The organism is Mycobacterium neglectum (assembly GCF_002591975.1).
Lineage (GTDB): Bacteria > Actinomycetota > Actinomycetes > Mycobacteriales > Mycobacteriaceae > Mycobacterium > Mycobacterium neglectum.
Genome location: NZ_NVQE01000021.1, coordinates 1 through 14,688, shown reverse-complemented (window position 1 = coordinate 14,688; position 14,688 = coordinate 1). Strand labels below are relative to the sequence as shown.

Here is a 14,688-nt window from a genome sequence, read left to right as displayed (position 1 = left end):
TGCTCGACGGGGCGTTCTCCGGATTCTTTTACAAAAATGTCATTCCAAAGGTAGGACAGCCGACCAATGGCACTCTATTGTCCCTACTCAGTGAGCGCGAGTCCCACCCCGCGAAGGAGAACCGCCGTGCCAGAAGGTCACGAACATCTCGACGAGGATGAACGACATCTCGCCAGCCTCGGCTACGCGCAGGAGTTGAACCGCTCCTGGTCCGGCTTCTCCAACTTCGCCATCTCGTTCTCGATAATTTCGATCCTGGCGGGTTGCTTCACCTCGTTTGGCCTGGGCTGGAACAACGGCGGTCCCGCAGCGATCGCCTGGGGCTGGCCGATCGTGTCGATCTTCATCCTGATTATCGGACTGTGCATGTCCGAGCTCGTGTCGGCATACCCGACATCGGGTGGAATCTATTGGTGGGCAGCGAAACTCGGCGGCCCCAAGGCGGGTTTCTACACCGGCTGGCTGAACCTGATCGGGCTGATCGCCATCCTGGCTTCAGTGGCGTACGGTTGCGCGACTTTCCTCGACCTCACGCTCGGCACTTTCAGTGAGACCTGGCTCGAGGGATACAGCCTGACGCGGACGTTCTTGCTGTTCGTGATCATCCTGGCCATCTCGGCGACCATCAATATCTTCTCGTCGCACTTGCTCGCCGTCATCAACAACGTCTCGGTGTGGTGGCATGTCGCGGGCGCACTGTCCGTCGTCGCGATCCTCTGGCTGCTGCCGGAGCAGCACGCCAGCTTCGGCGATGTGTTCGCCAAGACCATCAACAACAGCGGCATGTTCGGAGGCGAGACTTCGGGGATCGGCTTCCTGTTGTTCGTGCTGCCGATCTCGGCAATTCTGACGCAGTACACGATCACCGGTTACGACGCTTCGGCGCACCTGTCCGAGGAGACCAAGAGCGCGGCCGACGGTGCAGCCAAGGGCATTTGGCGGTCCATCTTCTACTCGGCGATCGGCGGCTGGATCCTCCTGCTGACCTTCCTGTTCGCCGTCAACGACTCCGACGCGGTGTCCGCAGGCGGTGGTGCGGTCGTCGGAATCTTCAACCAGGCGCTGGACTCGCAGTGGGTGGCGATCATCCTGCTGATCTCGACGGCCGGGCAGTTCTTCTGCACCACGGCGTGCCAAACGAGCGCGTCACGGATGTTGTTCGCGTTCAGCCGCGACCGTGCGGTACCCGGCCACCAGCTGTGGTCGAAGGTGAGCAAGAACAAGATCCCCGCCAACGGCGTCATCATCACCGCGGTCCTCGCGGCTACCATCACGCTCCCCGCACTCGTCGAGGTCGACATCAACGGCGCCCCGGTCCCAGTCGCCTTCTTCGCCGTGGTCTCGATCGGCGTCGTCGGCCTGTATCTGTGTTTCGCAGTGCCGATCTACCTGCGCTGGCGGATGGGCGACCGGTTCGAGGTGGGTCGATGGAACCTGCGGGGTCATCACAAGTGGATGGCTCCGGTCGCGGTCGTCGAGATCATAGTCACGTCGATCATCGCGATGTTCCCGACATCTTCGGGCGGTGTGCCGTGGGGCGACGCCTTCGAATGGAAGTACGTCAACTACACCCCACTGCTGGTCGGCGGAGTACTGATCCTGCTCTACATCTACTGGCACGTGTCGGTGAAGAAGTGGTTCACCGGCCCGGTCAGGCAAGTGGACGTGACCGGTGAGCAACTGGAGGGTGTCTCCTAACTCACACAGCGACGAGGCGGCATCAGGTTTCCCGTCCGTCGACGAGGGTAGAGTCCCAGATGTGTGCGGAGCCACCGGCGAGGTGCGACTCGACGGCCATACACCTGATATCACCGCGGTCTCGGCCATGGCCGAGGCCATGGAGCCTCGGGGTCCTGACTCCGCAGGCGTGTGGTCGCAGGGCAGGGTCGCGCTTGGTCATCGTCGCCTGAAAATCATTGATCTGTCAGAAGCCGGCGCGCAGCCGATGGTCGACTCCGATCTCGGGCTGTCCATTGCGTGGAATGGCTGCATCTACAACTACCAGCAGCTGCGCCGCGAGCTGAGCGATTACGGCTACCGGTTCTTCTCCCACAGCGACACCGAGGTGTTGCTCAAGGCCTACCACCATTGGGGTGACCGGTTCGTCGACCGTCTACACGGCATGTTCGCGTTCGCGATCGTCGAACGCGACAGCGGACGGGTGCTGCTCGGACGCGATCGACTGGGCATCAAGCCGCTCTACATCACCCAGGATGCGTCGCGTATCCGGTTCGCGTCATCGCTTCCCGCATTGCTCGCCGGCGGCGGTGTCGACACCCGAATCGATCCGGTGGCCCTGAACCACTACATGTCGTTCCACTCCGTCGTCCCCCCGCCGCGCACCATCCTGCGCGGCGTCGCCAAGGTGCCGCCCGCATCGCTGGTGGCCATCGAGCCGGACGGGCGTACGAAGACCGTCACATATTGGGAACCTGATTTCTGCCGCCGCGACGATCGGGCCGACTGGTCCGAACGTGACTGGGAGGACGCCGTTCTCGCCTCCCTGCGGGTGGCCGTCGAGCGCCGCCTGGTCGCCGACGTGCCCGTCGGGTGTCTGCTGTCCGGCGGAGTCGACTCCAGCCTGATCGTCGGACTGCTCGCCGAGGCGGGCCAGCACGGGTTGGCGACGTTCTCCATCGGCTTCGAGTCGGTGGGCGGAGTTGCGGGCGACGAGTTCAAGTACTCCGACATCATCGCCGAGCGTTTCGGCACCGATCACCATCAGATCCGCATCGGCACCGACCGGATGCTGCCCGCACTCGACGGCGCGATCGGCGCCATGAGCGAGCCCATGGTCAGCCACGACTGCGTCGCCTTCTATCTGCTCAGCCAGGAGGTGGCCAAACACGTCAAGGTGGTGCAGTCCGGGCAGGGCGCCGACGAAGTGTTCGCGGGCTACCACTGGTATCCGCCGATGGCCGACGCGACGTCACTGGACGGCGCGGTCGCCAACTACCGCACCGCGTTCTTCGACCGTGATACCGCGGGCATCGCTGGGCTCGTCACGCAGGACTACCTCACCGACGGCGATCTGAGCCAACAGTTCGTCACCGACCATTTCGCCAGGCTCGGAGCCGAAACCGGGATCGACCGGGCGCTGCGCCTCGATTCCACGGTGATGTTGGTGGACGACCCGGTCAAGCGCGTCGACAACATGACGATGGCGTGGGGTCTGGAGGGCCGAGTGCCGTTCCTCGACCACGAACTCGTCGAGTTGGCGGCGTCCTGTCCGCCCGAGTTGAAGATCGCGCACGAGGGCAAGGGTGTGCTCAAGCAGGCGGCCAGGAAGGTGATTCCCGCGGCGGTCATCGATCGCCCCAAGGGCTACTTCCCGGTGCCGGCGCTGACGCATCTCGAAGGGCCGTACCTCGATCTGGTGCGCGATGCCCTCTATGCGCCGGCGGCCAAGGAGCGCGGGTTGTTCCGCCCTGAGGCCGTCGACCGGCTGCTTGCCGACCCGAACGGTCGCCTGACCCCGCTGCGGGGCAACGAGCTCTGGCAGCTCGGACTGCTCGAACTGTGGCTGCAAAAGCACGGCATCAACGGGACGGCGGCGTGACGACCTTGAACCCCGACAGCACCGAAGCGATCACGCTCGGCCTGCACGACGCGTCGCCGCAGCACCTGGTCGACGCGATGGCCAACGACGTGGCCGTCGAAATGGGCTGGGGCCGGCTGATTTTCGGGCAGACGTTCGCAGACCCGGCGAAGCTCGCCGAGGTCTTGCGGCAAGAGGGGCATGGTCGTCGCGACATCTGTATGTACGCCCGCGAGCCGCACGTCCTCGTCGCGATGGCGCCTGCCGAGTTGTTCATCGATCCCAGCCACACCTACCGGTTGAGGTTCAGCGACGAGGACGCGCCAGCCCCGTCGCCGACGGGTTTCACCATCCGCTCACTCGAACGGCGCGAAGACGCCGAGGAGATCAACCGCGTCTACGTGCGCTGCGGAATGGTGCCCGCACCCGTCGAGGTGTTATGGGAAAACAGCGAAGACCGTGATGCGGTCGACTATCTGGTGGCGGTCCGTGTCGACGACGGGTCGCTGGTCGGCACCGTCACCGGCGTCGACCATACGCGATTGTTCGACGATCCGGAGAACGGCTCGAGCCTGTGGACGCTGGCCGTCGACCCGACCACCAGCCTGCCGGGCGTGGGCGCCGCGCTGACCCGTGCGTTGGCCGCGGTGTACCGCGAGCGGGGCCGGTCCTACATGGATCTGTCGGTGGCCCACGACAACGAGGCCGCCATCGGGTTGTACGAGAAGCTGGGCTTCGAACGTGTTCCGGTCATGGCCGTCAAGCGCAAGAACGCGATCAACGAACCGCTGTTCACCCATCCGCCCGAGACCGTCGACGATCTGAACCCCTACGCGCGGATCATCGCCGACGAAGCGATGCGCCGCGGCATCTGGGTCGAGATTCTCGACGCGGGAGCCGGCGAGATGCGGCTGTCGCACGGTGGCCGCAGCGTCATCACCCGGGAGTCGTTGTCGGAGTACACGTCCGCGGTGGCGATGGCGCGGTGTGACGACAAAAGACTGACCCGTCGCCTGGTGTCGGAGGCCGGAATCCAGGTTCCCAAGGGACGTCTGGCCAGCTTCGACGAGAACGACCATGCGTTCCTCGAGGAGGTCGGCGACGTCGTCGTCAAACCCACCCGTGGGGAACAGGGCAAGGGCATCACTGTCGGCGTCACCGGAGCCGACGAATTGGATGCGGCGCTGGCACGGGCCCGCGAAGAGCACCCCGAGGTATTGATCGAGCAGCGGGCGCCCGGCGATGATCTGCGCCTGGTGGTGATCGACGGCAAGGTGGTGGCCGCCGCGCTACGCAAGCCCGCCGAGATCACCGGCACCGGCCACCACAAGATCCGCGAACTCATCGATGCGCAGAGCCGCAGGCGCGCCGCGGCAACCGGGGGTGAATCGCGCATTCCCGTTGACGACGTCACGGTGGCGACGGTCGCCGAAGCGGGGTTCACGTTCGACGACGTCCTGCCCGAAGGGCAGACCCTGCGTGTGCGCCGAACGGCGAACCTTCATCAGGGCGGCACGATTCACGATGTGACTTCCAAGGTGAACCCGCATCTGAGCGAGGTCGCGGTGACCGCCGCGGACGCCATCGGAATCCCGGTCACGGGCATCGACCTCCTGGTTCCCGATGTCACCGCACCGGAGTACGTGTTCATCGAAGCCAATGAGCGGCCCGGGCTGGCCAACCACGAGCCCCAGCCCACCGCAAAGGCTTTCGTCGACTTCCTGTTCCCGGGCAGTCCCGCCCTGCCCCAGGCCTGGACACCCGACGAGGTGCCCGAATGAGCACCCTTACCGGCTAGACCTACCAGGTGCTGGTGCGCATCACGATCTCGGCAGCAAGTTGCGCCGTGGACTCCTGGGCGTTTCGTCGGCCCAGTAGATCGACGAGCCGGTAATCGCCGTACACGTAGCGCTGACTGGCCTTGGCGATGGCGCGTGCCGCGGACGTACTGACCAGGGCGGTGGTGTTCATTTCCACGGGCGGACAACGGTCGTCGCGGACCACCCCGGCGGGATCGGGGACACGCGGGTGGCCACGGTCGATGACGACCAGCCCGATGAACCGGTCCAGCCGGGTCGCGGCCAGCTCCCACGCCAGTTCGCCGCCGACGCGGTCACCGACCAGCAACGCCCACTTCACGTCGAGCGCGTCGAGGACGCCGATCACGGCCTTGGCGGTCAACCGCGGGTCCGGCGCGATGACCACGGTCCGCAGCGAGGCGGTGTGCAGACGCTGGCACACGGGTTCATAGGCGGCAGGTGCATGGTGTGCGGCGCCAAGCACCACGACGACGGAGCCCTTTTCGGGACCGGCGACGTCAACGGACACGCCAACGCCGTCGACGGTGACGGTGGTGGGCGGCATTCGGCCACGCTACAGCCGGTCATCATGGAGCGGGTGGTTTTTCGCACCGAGCTGACAGACCTCAGTTCAATCGCGCGCGGTCGGCCTGCTTCGCGGTGATTTCCAGAAACGTCTGCGGCAGCGAACCTTTGACGGGGATCGACTGGTTTGCTGTCGGAAACGCGATTCCGAACACCGCGGTGTCCCCGATGTTCTCGAAAGAGAAGTAGACGCTCTCCGATGTGCCGCTCAACCGCATGGTCTGCTCGTACACCAGCGCGTCGACGCGCGGGGTTTCCATTCTCGTGGTGGTCATCGGGATGCCGGGGGTCGACGAATCGAAGAACGTCTCGAACTCGGCGCACCGATCGGCGACCGCCGCCAACCTGTCGAGGTCCAGTTGCCACGTCAGCACGGTGATGACCATCCGCGCGCCGTCGTAGGCGACGAGGTACTCCGCCGCGCTGCCCGGGCCGCGTTCGGCCGAGTCGGCGATAACCCGGGTCAGTCCGTCCGAGCGGCCTTCCGGACGGGACAGCATCGCCGGCGGGGCGCCGGCACCGTCGGCCTCGCCGGGCTCGCGAGTGATGCGTTCATACTGCACGCCCTCAGGGAAGTCCGCGGGGGTGAGCAACACCTTCTCGAGCCGGGCGCCGGGCCAGGTCGCAGTGCCCGCGATCGGTTGGGCGCAGCCCCCCACGAGTAGTGCCGTGGTGAGAACGACCAGCACATTGCGCCAGGTCATGGTGTCAGTCTAGGGGCGATCGTCGGCAGTCTCGGCGGACCGTGCTCCAGCAGCGCGAGCACGGCGGCGACGTCCACATGGCTGGTGATCAGGTCGGCCATCACGTCGAGTTGGGCGTCTCGGCGCCCGCGGACATCGACGTCATCGGCAACCACGAAACCGTCTCGGCCCGCTGCCGCTGCCGCTGCGGTGAGCCAACGTCGCCGCACGTCATCGTTATCGAGCAGACCGTGCCAGTGAGTGCCGTAGACCGCGCCGCGGCGAATCCCCACACCGAGCCAGTCGTCCTCGGTGGAGCGACGAAGGCGACCATGGTGAATCTCGTAGCCGTGCAAAGGGGCTTCGTGGTGGCCCCCCTGATGATCCCCGTGGTGGCACAGCGTCTTTTCCGGAGCGAACTCGATGTCGGCGTCGAGCAACGCGAGTCCGTCGACGTGTCCGGCCTGAGATTCCACCGAGTCGTCGATGCGGCTGCAGAGCATCTGGAATCCGCCACAGACACCGAGCACCGGTTTACCGAGTCGAGCGTGGGCCACGACGGCGTCGGCCAGTCCACGCTCACGCAACCAGGCGAGGTCGGCAACGGTGGCCTTGCTGCCGGGAATCACGATGACGTCGGCGTCGGCCAGTTCCGCGGGGTCGCCGGCCCAGCGCACCAACACGCCGGGCTCGCAGGCCAGCGCCTCGACGTCCGTCGAGTTGGAGATGCGCGGCAGCCGGATCGCCGCCACCCGCAACCACTGCTGCCCGCGCGGGGTCTGCGGGTCGCCGACAACACGATGCGCCAGCACCGAGACGGAATCCTCGGCGTCGAGCCACAGCCCATCGCTGTACGGGATCACTCCATAGGTCGGCCGGCCGGTCAAATCCCGCAGTTGCGTCAGCCCGGGAGCCAGCAGTGCGGGGTCGCCGCGGAACTTGTTGACCAGGAATCCGCAGATGAGCCGCTGGTCCTCGGGTTCGAGCACCGCGACCGTGCCGTAAAGATGCGCCAGCAGTCCGCCGCGATCGATGTCACCGACGATGACGACCGGCAGATCAGCGGCACGGGCCAGCCCCATGTTGGCGATATCGGTCGCACGCAGATTGATCTCGGCGGGTGAACCCGCACCTTCCACGATGACAGCGTCGAATTCGTTTCGCAGAGTTCGTAATTCGTCGGCGACCACGGTTGAAAGTCGCTCACGGTGGGTGAAGTAATCCTTGGCGCCGACGGTGCCGACCACGCTGCCGCGAACCACGAGTTGCGAGGTGCGGTCGCTGCCCGGCTTGAGCAGCACCGGGTTGAAGCGAACGCTCGGCGCCAGGCCGGCGGCGCGGGCCTGCATCGCCTGGGCGCGACCGATCTCACCACCTTCGACCGTGACCGCTGAGTTGTTGGACATGTTCTGCGCCTTGAACGGCGCGACGCGAATGCCCTTGCGCGCCAGCAGTCGGCACAGTCCGGCGACGACCATGGACTTACCGGCATCGGACGTGGTACCGGCGACCAGCAGCGCTCCCCCGGCGGTGGTCACCGCCGTTCCCTGCGGTGAGTGTGCGTTTTCATACGGCAAACACGGCGTGTTGCGTACGAAACCGCACAATCGGCATCACAATCGAGCGCGTCAGTCGGCGAGCGTCAGGATTTCGGCGCCGTCTTCGGTGACCACCAGCGTGTGCTCGAACTGCGCGGTCCACTTCTTGTCCTTGGTGGCGACCGTCCAGTCGTCGTCCCAGATCTCGTAGTCCAGCGCGCCGAGGTTGATCATCGGCTCGATCGTGAACGTCATGCCGGGCTCCAGCACCGTCTGCACGGCAGGCTGGTCGTAGTGCAGCACCACCAGCCCGTTGTGGAATGTGGTGGCGATGCCGTGGCCGGTGAAATCACGAACCACGTTGTAGCCGAACCGGTTTGCGTACGACTCGATGACACGGCCGACGACCGAGAGCGCGCGCCCGGGCTTGACGGCCTTGATGGCCCGCATGGTGGCCTCGTGGGTGCGTTCGACGAGCAGCCGGTGTTCCTCGGACACGTTGCCCGCGAGGAAGGTGGCGTTGGTATCGCCGTGCACGCCGTCGATGAAGGCCGTCACGTCGATGTTGACGATGTCGCCGTCCTCCACCACGGTCGAGTCGGGGATGCCGTGGCAGATGATCTCGTTCAGCGAGGTGCAGCAGGACTTCGGATAGCCCTTGTAGCCCAGCGTCGATGGATACGCGCCGTTGTCGATCATGTACTCGTGAGCGATGCGGTCCAGTTCGTCGGTGGTGACGCCGGGCTCGACGGCCTTACCGGCCTCGGCCAGCGCGGCCGCCGCGATGCGTCCGGCCACGCGCATCTTCTCGATCACCTCGGGGGTCTGCACCCACGGCTCACTGCCCTCCTGCGCGGTCGCCTTGCCCACGTATTCGGGGCGGACGATCGAGCGGGGCACCGGCAGCGTCGGCGACACCACGCCGGGGCGAAGTGCGGTACGAACAGACATGGCGCCAGAATAGTCGGCTTCGGCTCGCGCCCGCCTACTCGATGTGCAGTGCCGACAGGGCGGACCGCACACGTTCAGGCAGCGATCCGCCGTGTACGAGCCAGTCATCCAGCGCGATCCGTACCGACGCCATGGCCATCGCGCCGATGAGCCGCGGACGCGGATCGTCGGCCGACAGATCGCCGATACGCGGTGCCACCAGGTCCGCGATGACGGCCTCGTAGCGCAGGTAGATCTGCAGCGTCCAGGCGCTGAGCGCGGGCGACGACCGGGTCAACGTCGCCAGGTCGCGTACCTGAGCGCTGATCGCCTCGAACCCGTCGCCCAGATCACCGAAACCCGCGACGACAGCCTCACCCGCCGACAACTTCGCCGGTTGCTTGGCGATGACCGCGGTGATCGCATCCAGCCAGCGCGTCGTCATCCCTTCGGCGACGGCATCCTCTTTCGAGCTGAAGTACCGGAAGAACGTGGCGCGCCCGACCTCGGCCGCCGTCGCGATCTGTTCGACGGTCACTCCCGCCAGGCCGCTCTCGGAAACCCGCTGCGCCGCTGCCGTGGCGATCCGGGCGCGGGTGGCCCGCTGCCTGCGGACCGTGAGGCTTTCCCGAGATTTCTCTAGTGAGACGGCGTCCATGATGAGACTATGTCTCACTGTGGACACCAATGGCAACCAACCCGCGCCGAAAACCCTGGAATCCTGGCGGCTCGTTCAGCAGATGCTCGCCGACCTCACTGCGTCGGTGACCGAGGACGCGATCGATGAGCGCGAACTGATCGAAGGCCTTCAGGTCGTCGCGAAGATCACCGGGCTGTGCGCGGAACTGACCGTCCAGGCCGATCCCGAGCGGCCGAATTTCTTCGACATGTCGTCGGACACCCGAATGATCGGCGGTCCGAACCCCGACGGCCGGTACCTGTTGGCGATGATCCGTGGCGATCGCGCCTATCGCGTCACCGGTACGCGCGGCACCACGGCCTATCTCGGATTCCAGGTGCTCGCCGGTACGGGCCTGACGCCCCGACGCATGGCGGGCTATCTCAGCGACACGGAACTCGATCTGGACGACGGCGCGTTCGAGGTGCTGTTCTCCCCCACCGAGCCGTCAGCGGCACTTCTCGGCTCGGCGCAGTGGGTGCGCATCCCGGAAGACGCCTCATCGATCGTTGTGCGCGAATATGTCGGCGACTTCGCGGCTGAACGGCCCGCCGCCATGCGCATCGAACCCGTCGCTCCCGAAGAGTTGCAGCCGATCACCGATGAGGTTGCGGCAGCACAATTCACGGCGATGGCGTGGACCATCGTCAAACTGGCCACGATGCACCGCACCATCAAACCCGAGCTCCTCGCACAACCCAACGAACTGCTCACCGCCGAGGCCGCCGAACTCGGCGCCGCCGACACCACGCCGGACAACCTGTACATGATCGGCACCTTCGGATTGGAGACCGACGAGTCACTCGTGCTCGAGTTCCGGCCCCCCGACACCCGGTTTTGGAACATCACCCTCGAGAGCATCTGGCACGAATGCCTCGAGCCCAGGCAACGCCACAGCTCGGTCACCAACAAAGCCGCCGCCCCAGACGCCGACGGGATTGTGCGGATCAGTATCGGCGCCAAGGACTTCGGGCACGGTCACTGGTTGGACACCGGAGGTCGACGGCGCGGTTTCATCATCCTTCGATGGCTCGACAAACCACAACCGTTCGAGGTGCGCACCAGCGTCCGTCGTGGTGAGAAGAACGGGTGAGTACCGAGCGTTTCCAGCCCCACCTGCTCATCGAGCAGGCCTGCGAACAAGCGGGCAGCGACGACTTCGGCGGCGACGACAGCTGGCGAGAAGGCCTGTCCCTGCTGTGTGACGGGCTGGTCACCGAGGCGCGGCTGAACGACCTGGGCGTGGAGATCGCGGTGCTCGACCTCATACGCCCCATGGTCAGCAGGCTGCAGATCACCAAGTGGCGCAAGGACAATCCGGAAGTCGTTACCCAGCCGATCAGCCGACCGATCTTCATCGTCGGGCAGCCACGCACCGGCACCACGATCCTGTTCGACCTCCTCGCCCAGGACCCCGCGCTCCGGCCTCCACTGACGTGGGAGGTGGACAACCCGCACCCGCTGCCCCGACCGGAGACATATGACACCGACCCGCGTATCGCCGAAGCCCAGGCGAGCATCGAGATGTCCGAGCACATCGTTCCCGGACTGCTCGCGTTTCATCCGATGGGCGCGCTGCTCGGTCAGGAGTGTGTGCGGATCACCGCGGGACAGTTCTGCAGCATGATCTTCTCGGTGCAGTACCGGCTGCCGTCCTACTACCGCTGGCTGCTGTACGACGCGGACTATCAACCGGTCTATCGGTATCATCGAACGTTCCTGCAGCACCTGCAGTCCGGCGTACCCGGCGGGGCCTGCTCCTGGCTGTTGAAGTCGCCCGCCCATCTGTGGCAACTCGACGCGCTGATCGCCGAGTATCCCGACGCCCTCATCGTGCAGACCCACCGCGACCCGCTCAACGTGATCTCGTCGATCAGCGCACTGACCCACCATCTGCGCCGACTTGCGTCCGACGACAGTTCGATCTCCGACTGCGCAGGCCAATCGTGCGAGGAGATCGTGGTCGGTCTCGAACGCGGCATGACATTGCGCGATTCACCGGCGCTGGCCGGAATGCAGATCGTCGATGTGCAGTTCGCCGATTTCATCCGCGATCCGTTCGCCACCATCCGCGGGCTGTATGCCGAACTCGGACGCGAGCTTTCGCCCGTAGCCGAGCAGAACATGCGCGCGCACTTGGCCGCCCACCCCGGAGATGGTGGCGGCAGCCGTTATACGTGGGGCGACACAGGTTTGGACGCCGGCCTGGTGCGCGAGCAGGTGCGTGAGTATCAGCAACGGTTCGGGGTGCCCGACGAACCGCTCAAATGATCCGCCCGAAACGCAGCCCCTTGCGCGGACCGCGGATATCCACCGAACCGCACACCACCTTGCCCGTCAGGATCACATGCGGTTGCCCGTCGGCGGGTGCGTCCTTGCGGTGGTCGTGGGCGCTGCCGACGACCACCTCGACGTCGTCGATCGACGCGCTGGCGCCGTCGGGTAGCCGAAGGTCGAGACCACCGAACTTCAAATCGAGTTCCACCACGACGATCGAGCCCGCGAAGCGCGCCTTGGTGAGGTCGAGGTCAACCGAACCCATCCGCCGGTGTAGCGCCAGCCGGGTCGGCACGGTCCACTCACCCTGACGCTTGAGCGAACCGAGCACACCGCGCAGTTCGACCCGATCGGCGGCAGTCGTGACGATCGCGCCGGGCCCGGGCAGATCGCCGACGAGGGTGTCGAGATCGGAATGCAGCCGGGCGGTGGACACCAGCGCCGAACGCTCCTCGAACTCGTCGATGTCGATCAGTCCGAGCGCCACCGCGTTGTGCAGCCGGCGCAGCGTCCCGTTGCGGTCCGCGTCGGAGATGCGCATCCCAGCCTGCGCGTCGGAGATGCGCATACCAGCTTGGTCATCGAGCCCTGTCATAACGGTTCAACGGTACCGCCGCGGCGGTGCGCGATCGAACCCACGCGGGCTCAGGCCAGGTAGCTCGGCGGCAGGGAGTCGAACATGCCCTTGAGCATTCGCACCGCGTATTCCGAGGACCCGCCCCCGACGATCAGGGCGGCGAAGGCCATATCGCCGCGGTAGCCGGCGAACCACGAATGCGAGCCGCCCGCAAACTCCGCCTCACCGGTCTTACCCCGCACGTCACCTGCGCCCTGGAGATCCTTGGCGGTGCCGTTGGTGACGACCAAGCGCATCATCGGCCGCAAGCCGTCGAGAATCTTGGGACCGATCGGCGTCTGGTCACCGGTGACCGTCGTCTGCCGACCTTCGATCAGTTGCGGCACAGGCGTTTTCCCGGCTGCAACGGTGGCTGCGGCCAGCGCCATCCCGAACGGGCTGACCACCACTTTGCCCTGCCCGAAGCCGTCCTCAGTGAGTTCTGCCAGATTCACCGTCGGTGGCACCGAGCCCGTCACCGTGGTCATGCCCTCGATCGCGTAATCCGTCCCGATGCCGTACTTGGCGGCAGCTTGGGTCAACCCACGCGGCGGCATCCGACTGGCCAGCTCGGCGAAGGTGGTGTTGCACGAACTGGCGAATGCCCGCGACATCGGCACGGTGCCGAGGTCGAAGCCGCCGTAGTTGGGCACCGTGCGATGGCCGATGTCCATGGTGCCGGGGCAGGGCAGCAGCGTGTTCGGGGTGGCCATGTCGCGTTCGATGGCCGCTCCGGCCGTGACCATCTTGAAGGTCGACCCCGGCGGGTAGAGACCGGTGGTGGCCAGCGGGCCCTGCGCGTCGGCCGAGGAGTTCTGCGCGACGGCCAGGATCTCTCCGGTGGACGGCTTGATCGCGACGATCATCGCCTGCTTGCCGGTGGTGTTGACGGCATTCTGGGCGGCGCTCTGGACAGCCCGATCCAGGCTGATAGTCACCGAAGGCGCCGGTTCGCCCGGCACCTCGTTGAGCACGTCGACGTCGACGTCGTTCTGGTTGACGCTGACCACGCGCCATCCCGCTTGGCCGTCGAGTTCGTCGACCACCGCCTTCTTGACCTCGTTGATGATGGCCGGTGCGAATTTCTCGTCGGTCGGCAGCAATTCGGCCTGCGGTGTGATCACCACACCCGGCAGCGTTCCGATCGCGCCGGCCACCCGATCGTGGTCGGACTGACGAAGCGTGATCAGGTACATCGGCTGCTTCGACGAACTGGCCTGCTCGGCGAGGCGCTGCGGGTCCAGCGTGTTGTCGAACGGCCGCAACGCGTCGGCCACCGCCCGCGCGGTCGTCATCAGCGAGCCGGCCGCGGCCTGGGCGTCGAGCGAGAAGTTGTAGTGGTAACCGGGCACCAGGACGTCGGTGCCGCCACGTTCGTTGACCGAGGCCCGCCGGGGAGGATCGGCGCGCAGTGCCAGCGTCTGGTTCTCACCGAGCTTGGGGTGCACCCCGGTGGCGCTCCAGCGCACTTCCCACTGGCCCTCGGTGCGGACCATGTTCAGCTGTCCGTCGTAGGTCCAGGTCCGGTCCTTGGGCAGATGCCAGGTGTAGCGGTAGGCGACGCTGCCGGTGTCCTCGGCGTACTTCGAGCTCAGAATCACGGCGTCGAGATGGGTGGCCTGCAACCCCGCCCACGCGTCGTTGAGTGCCTGGCGCGCATCGGCGGGCCGGTCACTCAACTCGGCGGCGGCTCCGGTGTCGCCGGCGACGAGCGCGGCGAAGAATTCTTCAGCCGTCGGCTCGGGCCCGTTGGGCTTGGGGGTACATGCGGTCCCGAGGGCGACGCTCACCACCGCGACCATCACGAGGGCCGATACGCGTGATACTGAAGTTGCCATTGAGGCAGATGTTACGAATCCGAGACGTCAACATCGTGGAGGCGCGCACGAAATCCACGAATTGCAGACAAAGTTCGACCTGATTTCAATGGGTGATTGCAACACTTCGCGTAGGAGTGTTGATGGCTCGTCCTTTGGTGTTGAAGTCAGTGCTGCGTCGGTACTGGGATTTGGTGGCCGAAGGGGTGCCGCCATGGGTGGCAGG

Annotated in this window: 12 protein-coding genes; 5 read left to right on the top strand and 7 right to left on the bottom strand. The window is 65.9% G+C overall.

Features of this window, described 5'->3' with window-relative positions; translation table 11 throughout:
• Positions 1–126 precede the first annotated feature (126 nt).
• The 3 genes from CSQ99_RS17275 (at position 127) to ngg (ending at position 5,319) form a co-directional block, all read left to right on the top strand.
• Positions 127–1,698 (top strand): amino acid permease, encoded by a 1,572-nt coding sequence (locus tag CSQ99_RS17275; protein WP_099040231.1) that lies wholly within the window; start codon positions 127–129, stop codon positions 1,696–1,698.
• A 61-nt stretch (positions 1,699–1,759) separates the two neighbouring features.
• Positions 1,760–3,559: an N-acetylglutaminylglutamine amidotransferase gene (locus tag CSQ99_RS17270; RefSeq protein WP_099040230.1), complete on the top strand. Its 1,800-nt coding sequence runs from the start codon at positions 1,760–1,762 to the stop codon at positions 3,557–3,559.
• Complete coding sequence (gene ngg, locus CSQ99_RS17265; protein ID WP_099040229.1) at positions 3,556–5,319, top strand: N-acetylglutaminylglutamine synthetase; 1,764 nt, start codon at positions 3,556–3,558, stop codon at positions 5,317–5,319. Before CSQ99_RS17270 ends, ngg begins: the two co-directional genes overlap by 4 nt.
• Positions 5,320–5,338: 19 nt before the next feature.
• On the opposite strand, the gene CSQ99_RS17260 is transcribed toward ngg, so the two are convergent.
• The 5 genes from CSQ99_RS17260 to CSQ99_RS17240 form a co-directional block, all read right to left on the bottom strand.
• Positions 5,339–5,902 (bottom strand): alpha/beta hydrolase, encoded by a 564-nt coding sequence (locus CSQ99_RS17260; protein WP_099040228.1) that lies wholly within the window; start codon positions 5,900–5,902, stop codon positions 5,339–5,341.
• Between the two features lie 61 nt (positions 5,903–5,963).
• Positions 5,964–6,626, bottom strand: coding sequence for a hypothetical protein (locus CSQ99_RS17255; protein WP_099040227.1), 663 nt, complete (start codon positions 6,624–6,626; stop codon positions 5,964–5,966).
• Positions 6,623–8,143 carry a cobyric acid synthase gene (locus tag CSQ99_RS17250; RefSeq protein WP_099040226.1) on the bottom strand — a complete coding sequence of 507 codons (1,521 nt, stop codon included), beginning with the start codon at positions 8,141–8,143 and terminating at the stop codon, positions 6,623–6,625. Before CSQ99_RS17250 ends, CSQ99_RS17255 begins: the two co-directional genes overlap by 4 nt.
• A gap of 90 nt (positions 8,144–8,233) precedes the next feature.
• The gene (gene map / locus CSQ99_RS17245) at positions 8,234–9,094 is read right to left on the bottom strand and encodes a type I methionyl aminopeptidase (protein ID WP_099040225.1); all 861 of its coding nucleotides are present in this window, start codon (positions 9,092–9,094) and stop codon (positions 8,234–8,236) included.
• Positions 9,095–9,128: 34 nt separating this feature from the next.
• On the bottom strand, positions 9,129–9,731 hold the full coding sequence (locus CSQ99_RS17240) for an acyl-CoA-like ligand-binding transcription factor (protein WP_099040224.1): 603 nt from the start codon (positions 9,729–9,731) through the stop codon (positions 9,129–9,131).
• Position 9,732: 1 nt separating this feature from the next.
• Between CSQ99_RS17240 and CSQ99_RS17235 the strand changes: the two genes are divergently transcribed.
• Positions 9,733–10,845, top strand: coding sequence for a DUF1214 domain-containing protein (locus tag CSQ99_RS17235; protein WP_099040223.1), 1,113 nt, complete (start codon positions 9,733–9,735; stop codon positions 10,843–10,845).
• Positions 10,842–12,023, top strand: coding sequence for a sulfotransferase family protein (locus CSQ99_RS17230; RefSeq protein ID WP_099040222.1), 1,182 nt, complete (start codon positions 10,842–10,844; stop codon positions 12,021–12,023). Before CSQ99_RS17235 ends, CSQ99_RS17230 begins: the two co-directional genes overlap by 4 nt.
• Here the strand turns inward: CSQ99_RS17230 and CSQ99_RS17225 are convergent.
• Positions 12,016–12,624, bottom strand: coding sequence for a DUF1707 SHOCT-like domain-containing protein (locus tag CSQ99_RS17225; RefSeq protein ID WP_176561063.1), 609 nt, complete (start codon positions 12,622–12,624; stop codon positions 12,016–12,018). The genes CSQ99_RS17230 and CSQ99_RS17225 overlap by 8 nt on opposite strands.
• Before the next feature lie 50 nt (positions 12,625–12,674).
• Complete coding sequence (locus CSQ99_RS17220; RefSeq protein ID WP_099040221.1) at positions 12,675–14,483, bottom strand: penicillin-binding transpeptidase domain-containing protein; 1,809 nt, start codon at positions 14,481–14,483, stop codon at positions 12,675–12,677.
• Positions 14,484–14,688 lie beyond the last annotated feature (205 nt).

Bases quoted from the DNA above. Each gene is read 5' to 3' on its own strand.
- CSQ99_RS17225 (WP_176561063.1), bottom strand. From the start codon at position 12,624: ATGACAGGGCTCGATGACCAAGCTGGTATGCGCATCTCCGACGCGCAG.
- CSQ99_RS17240 (WP_099040224.1), bottom strand. From the start codon at position 9,731: ATGGACGCCGTCTCACTAGAGAAATCTCGGGAAAGCCTCACGGTCCGC.
- CSQ99_RS17235 (WP_099040223.1), top strand. From the start codon at position 9,733: ATGAGACTATGTCTCACTGTGGACACCAATGGCAACCAACCCGCGCCG.
- map (WP_099040225.1), bottom strand. From the start codon at position 9,094: ATGTCTGTTCGTACCGCACTTCGCCCCGGCGTGGTGTCGCCGACGCTG.
- CSQ99_RS17260 (WP_099040228.1), bottom strand. From the start codon at position 5,902: ATGCCGCCCACCACCGTCACCGTCGACGGCGTTGGCGTGTCCGTTGAC.
- CSQ99_RS17255 (WP_099040227.1), bottom strand. From the start codon at position 6,626: ATGACCTGGCGCAATGTGCTGGTCGTTCTCACCACGGCACTACTCGTG.
- CSQ99_RS17220 (WP_099040221.1), bottom strand. From the start codon at position 14,483: ATGGCAACTTCAGTATCACGCGTATCGGCCCTCGTGATGGTCGCGGTG.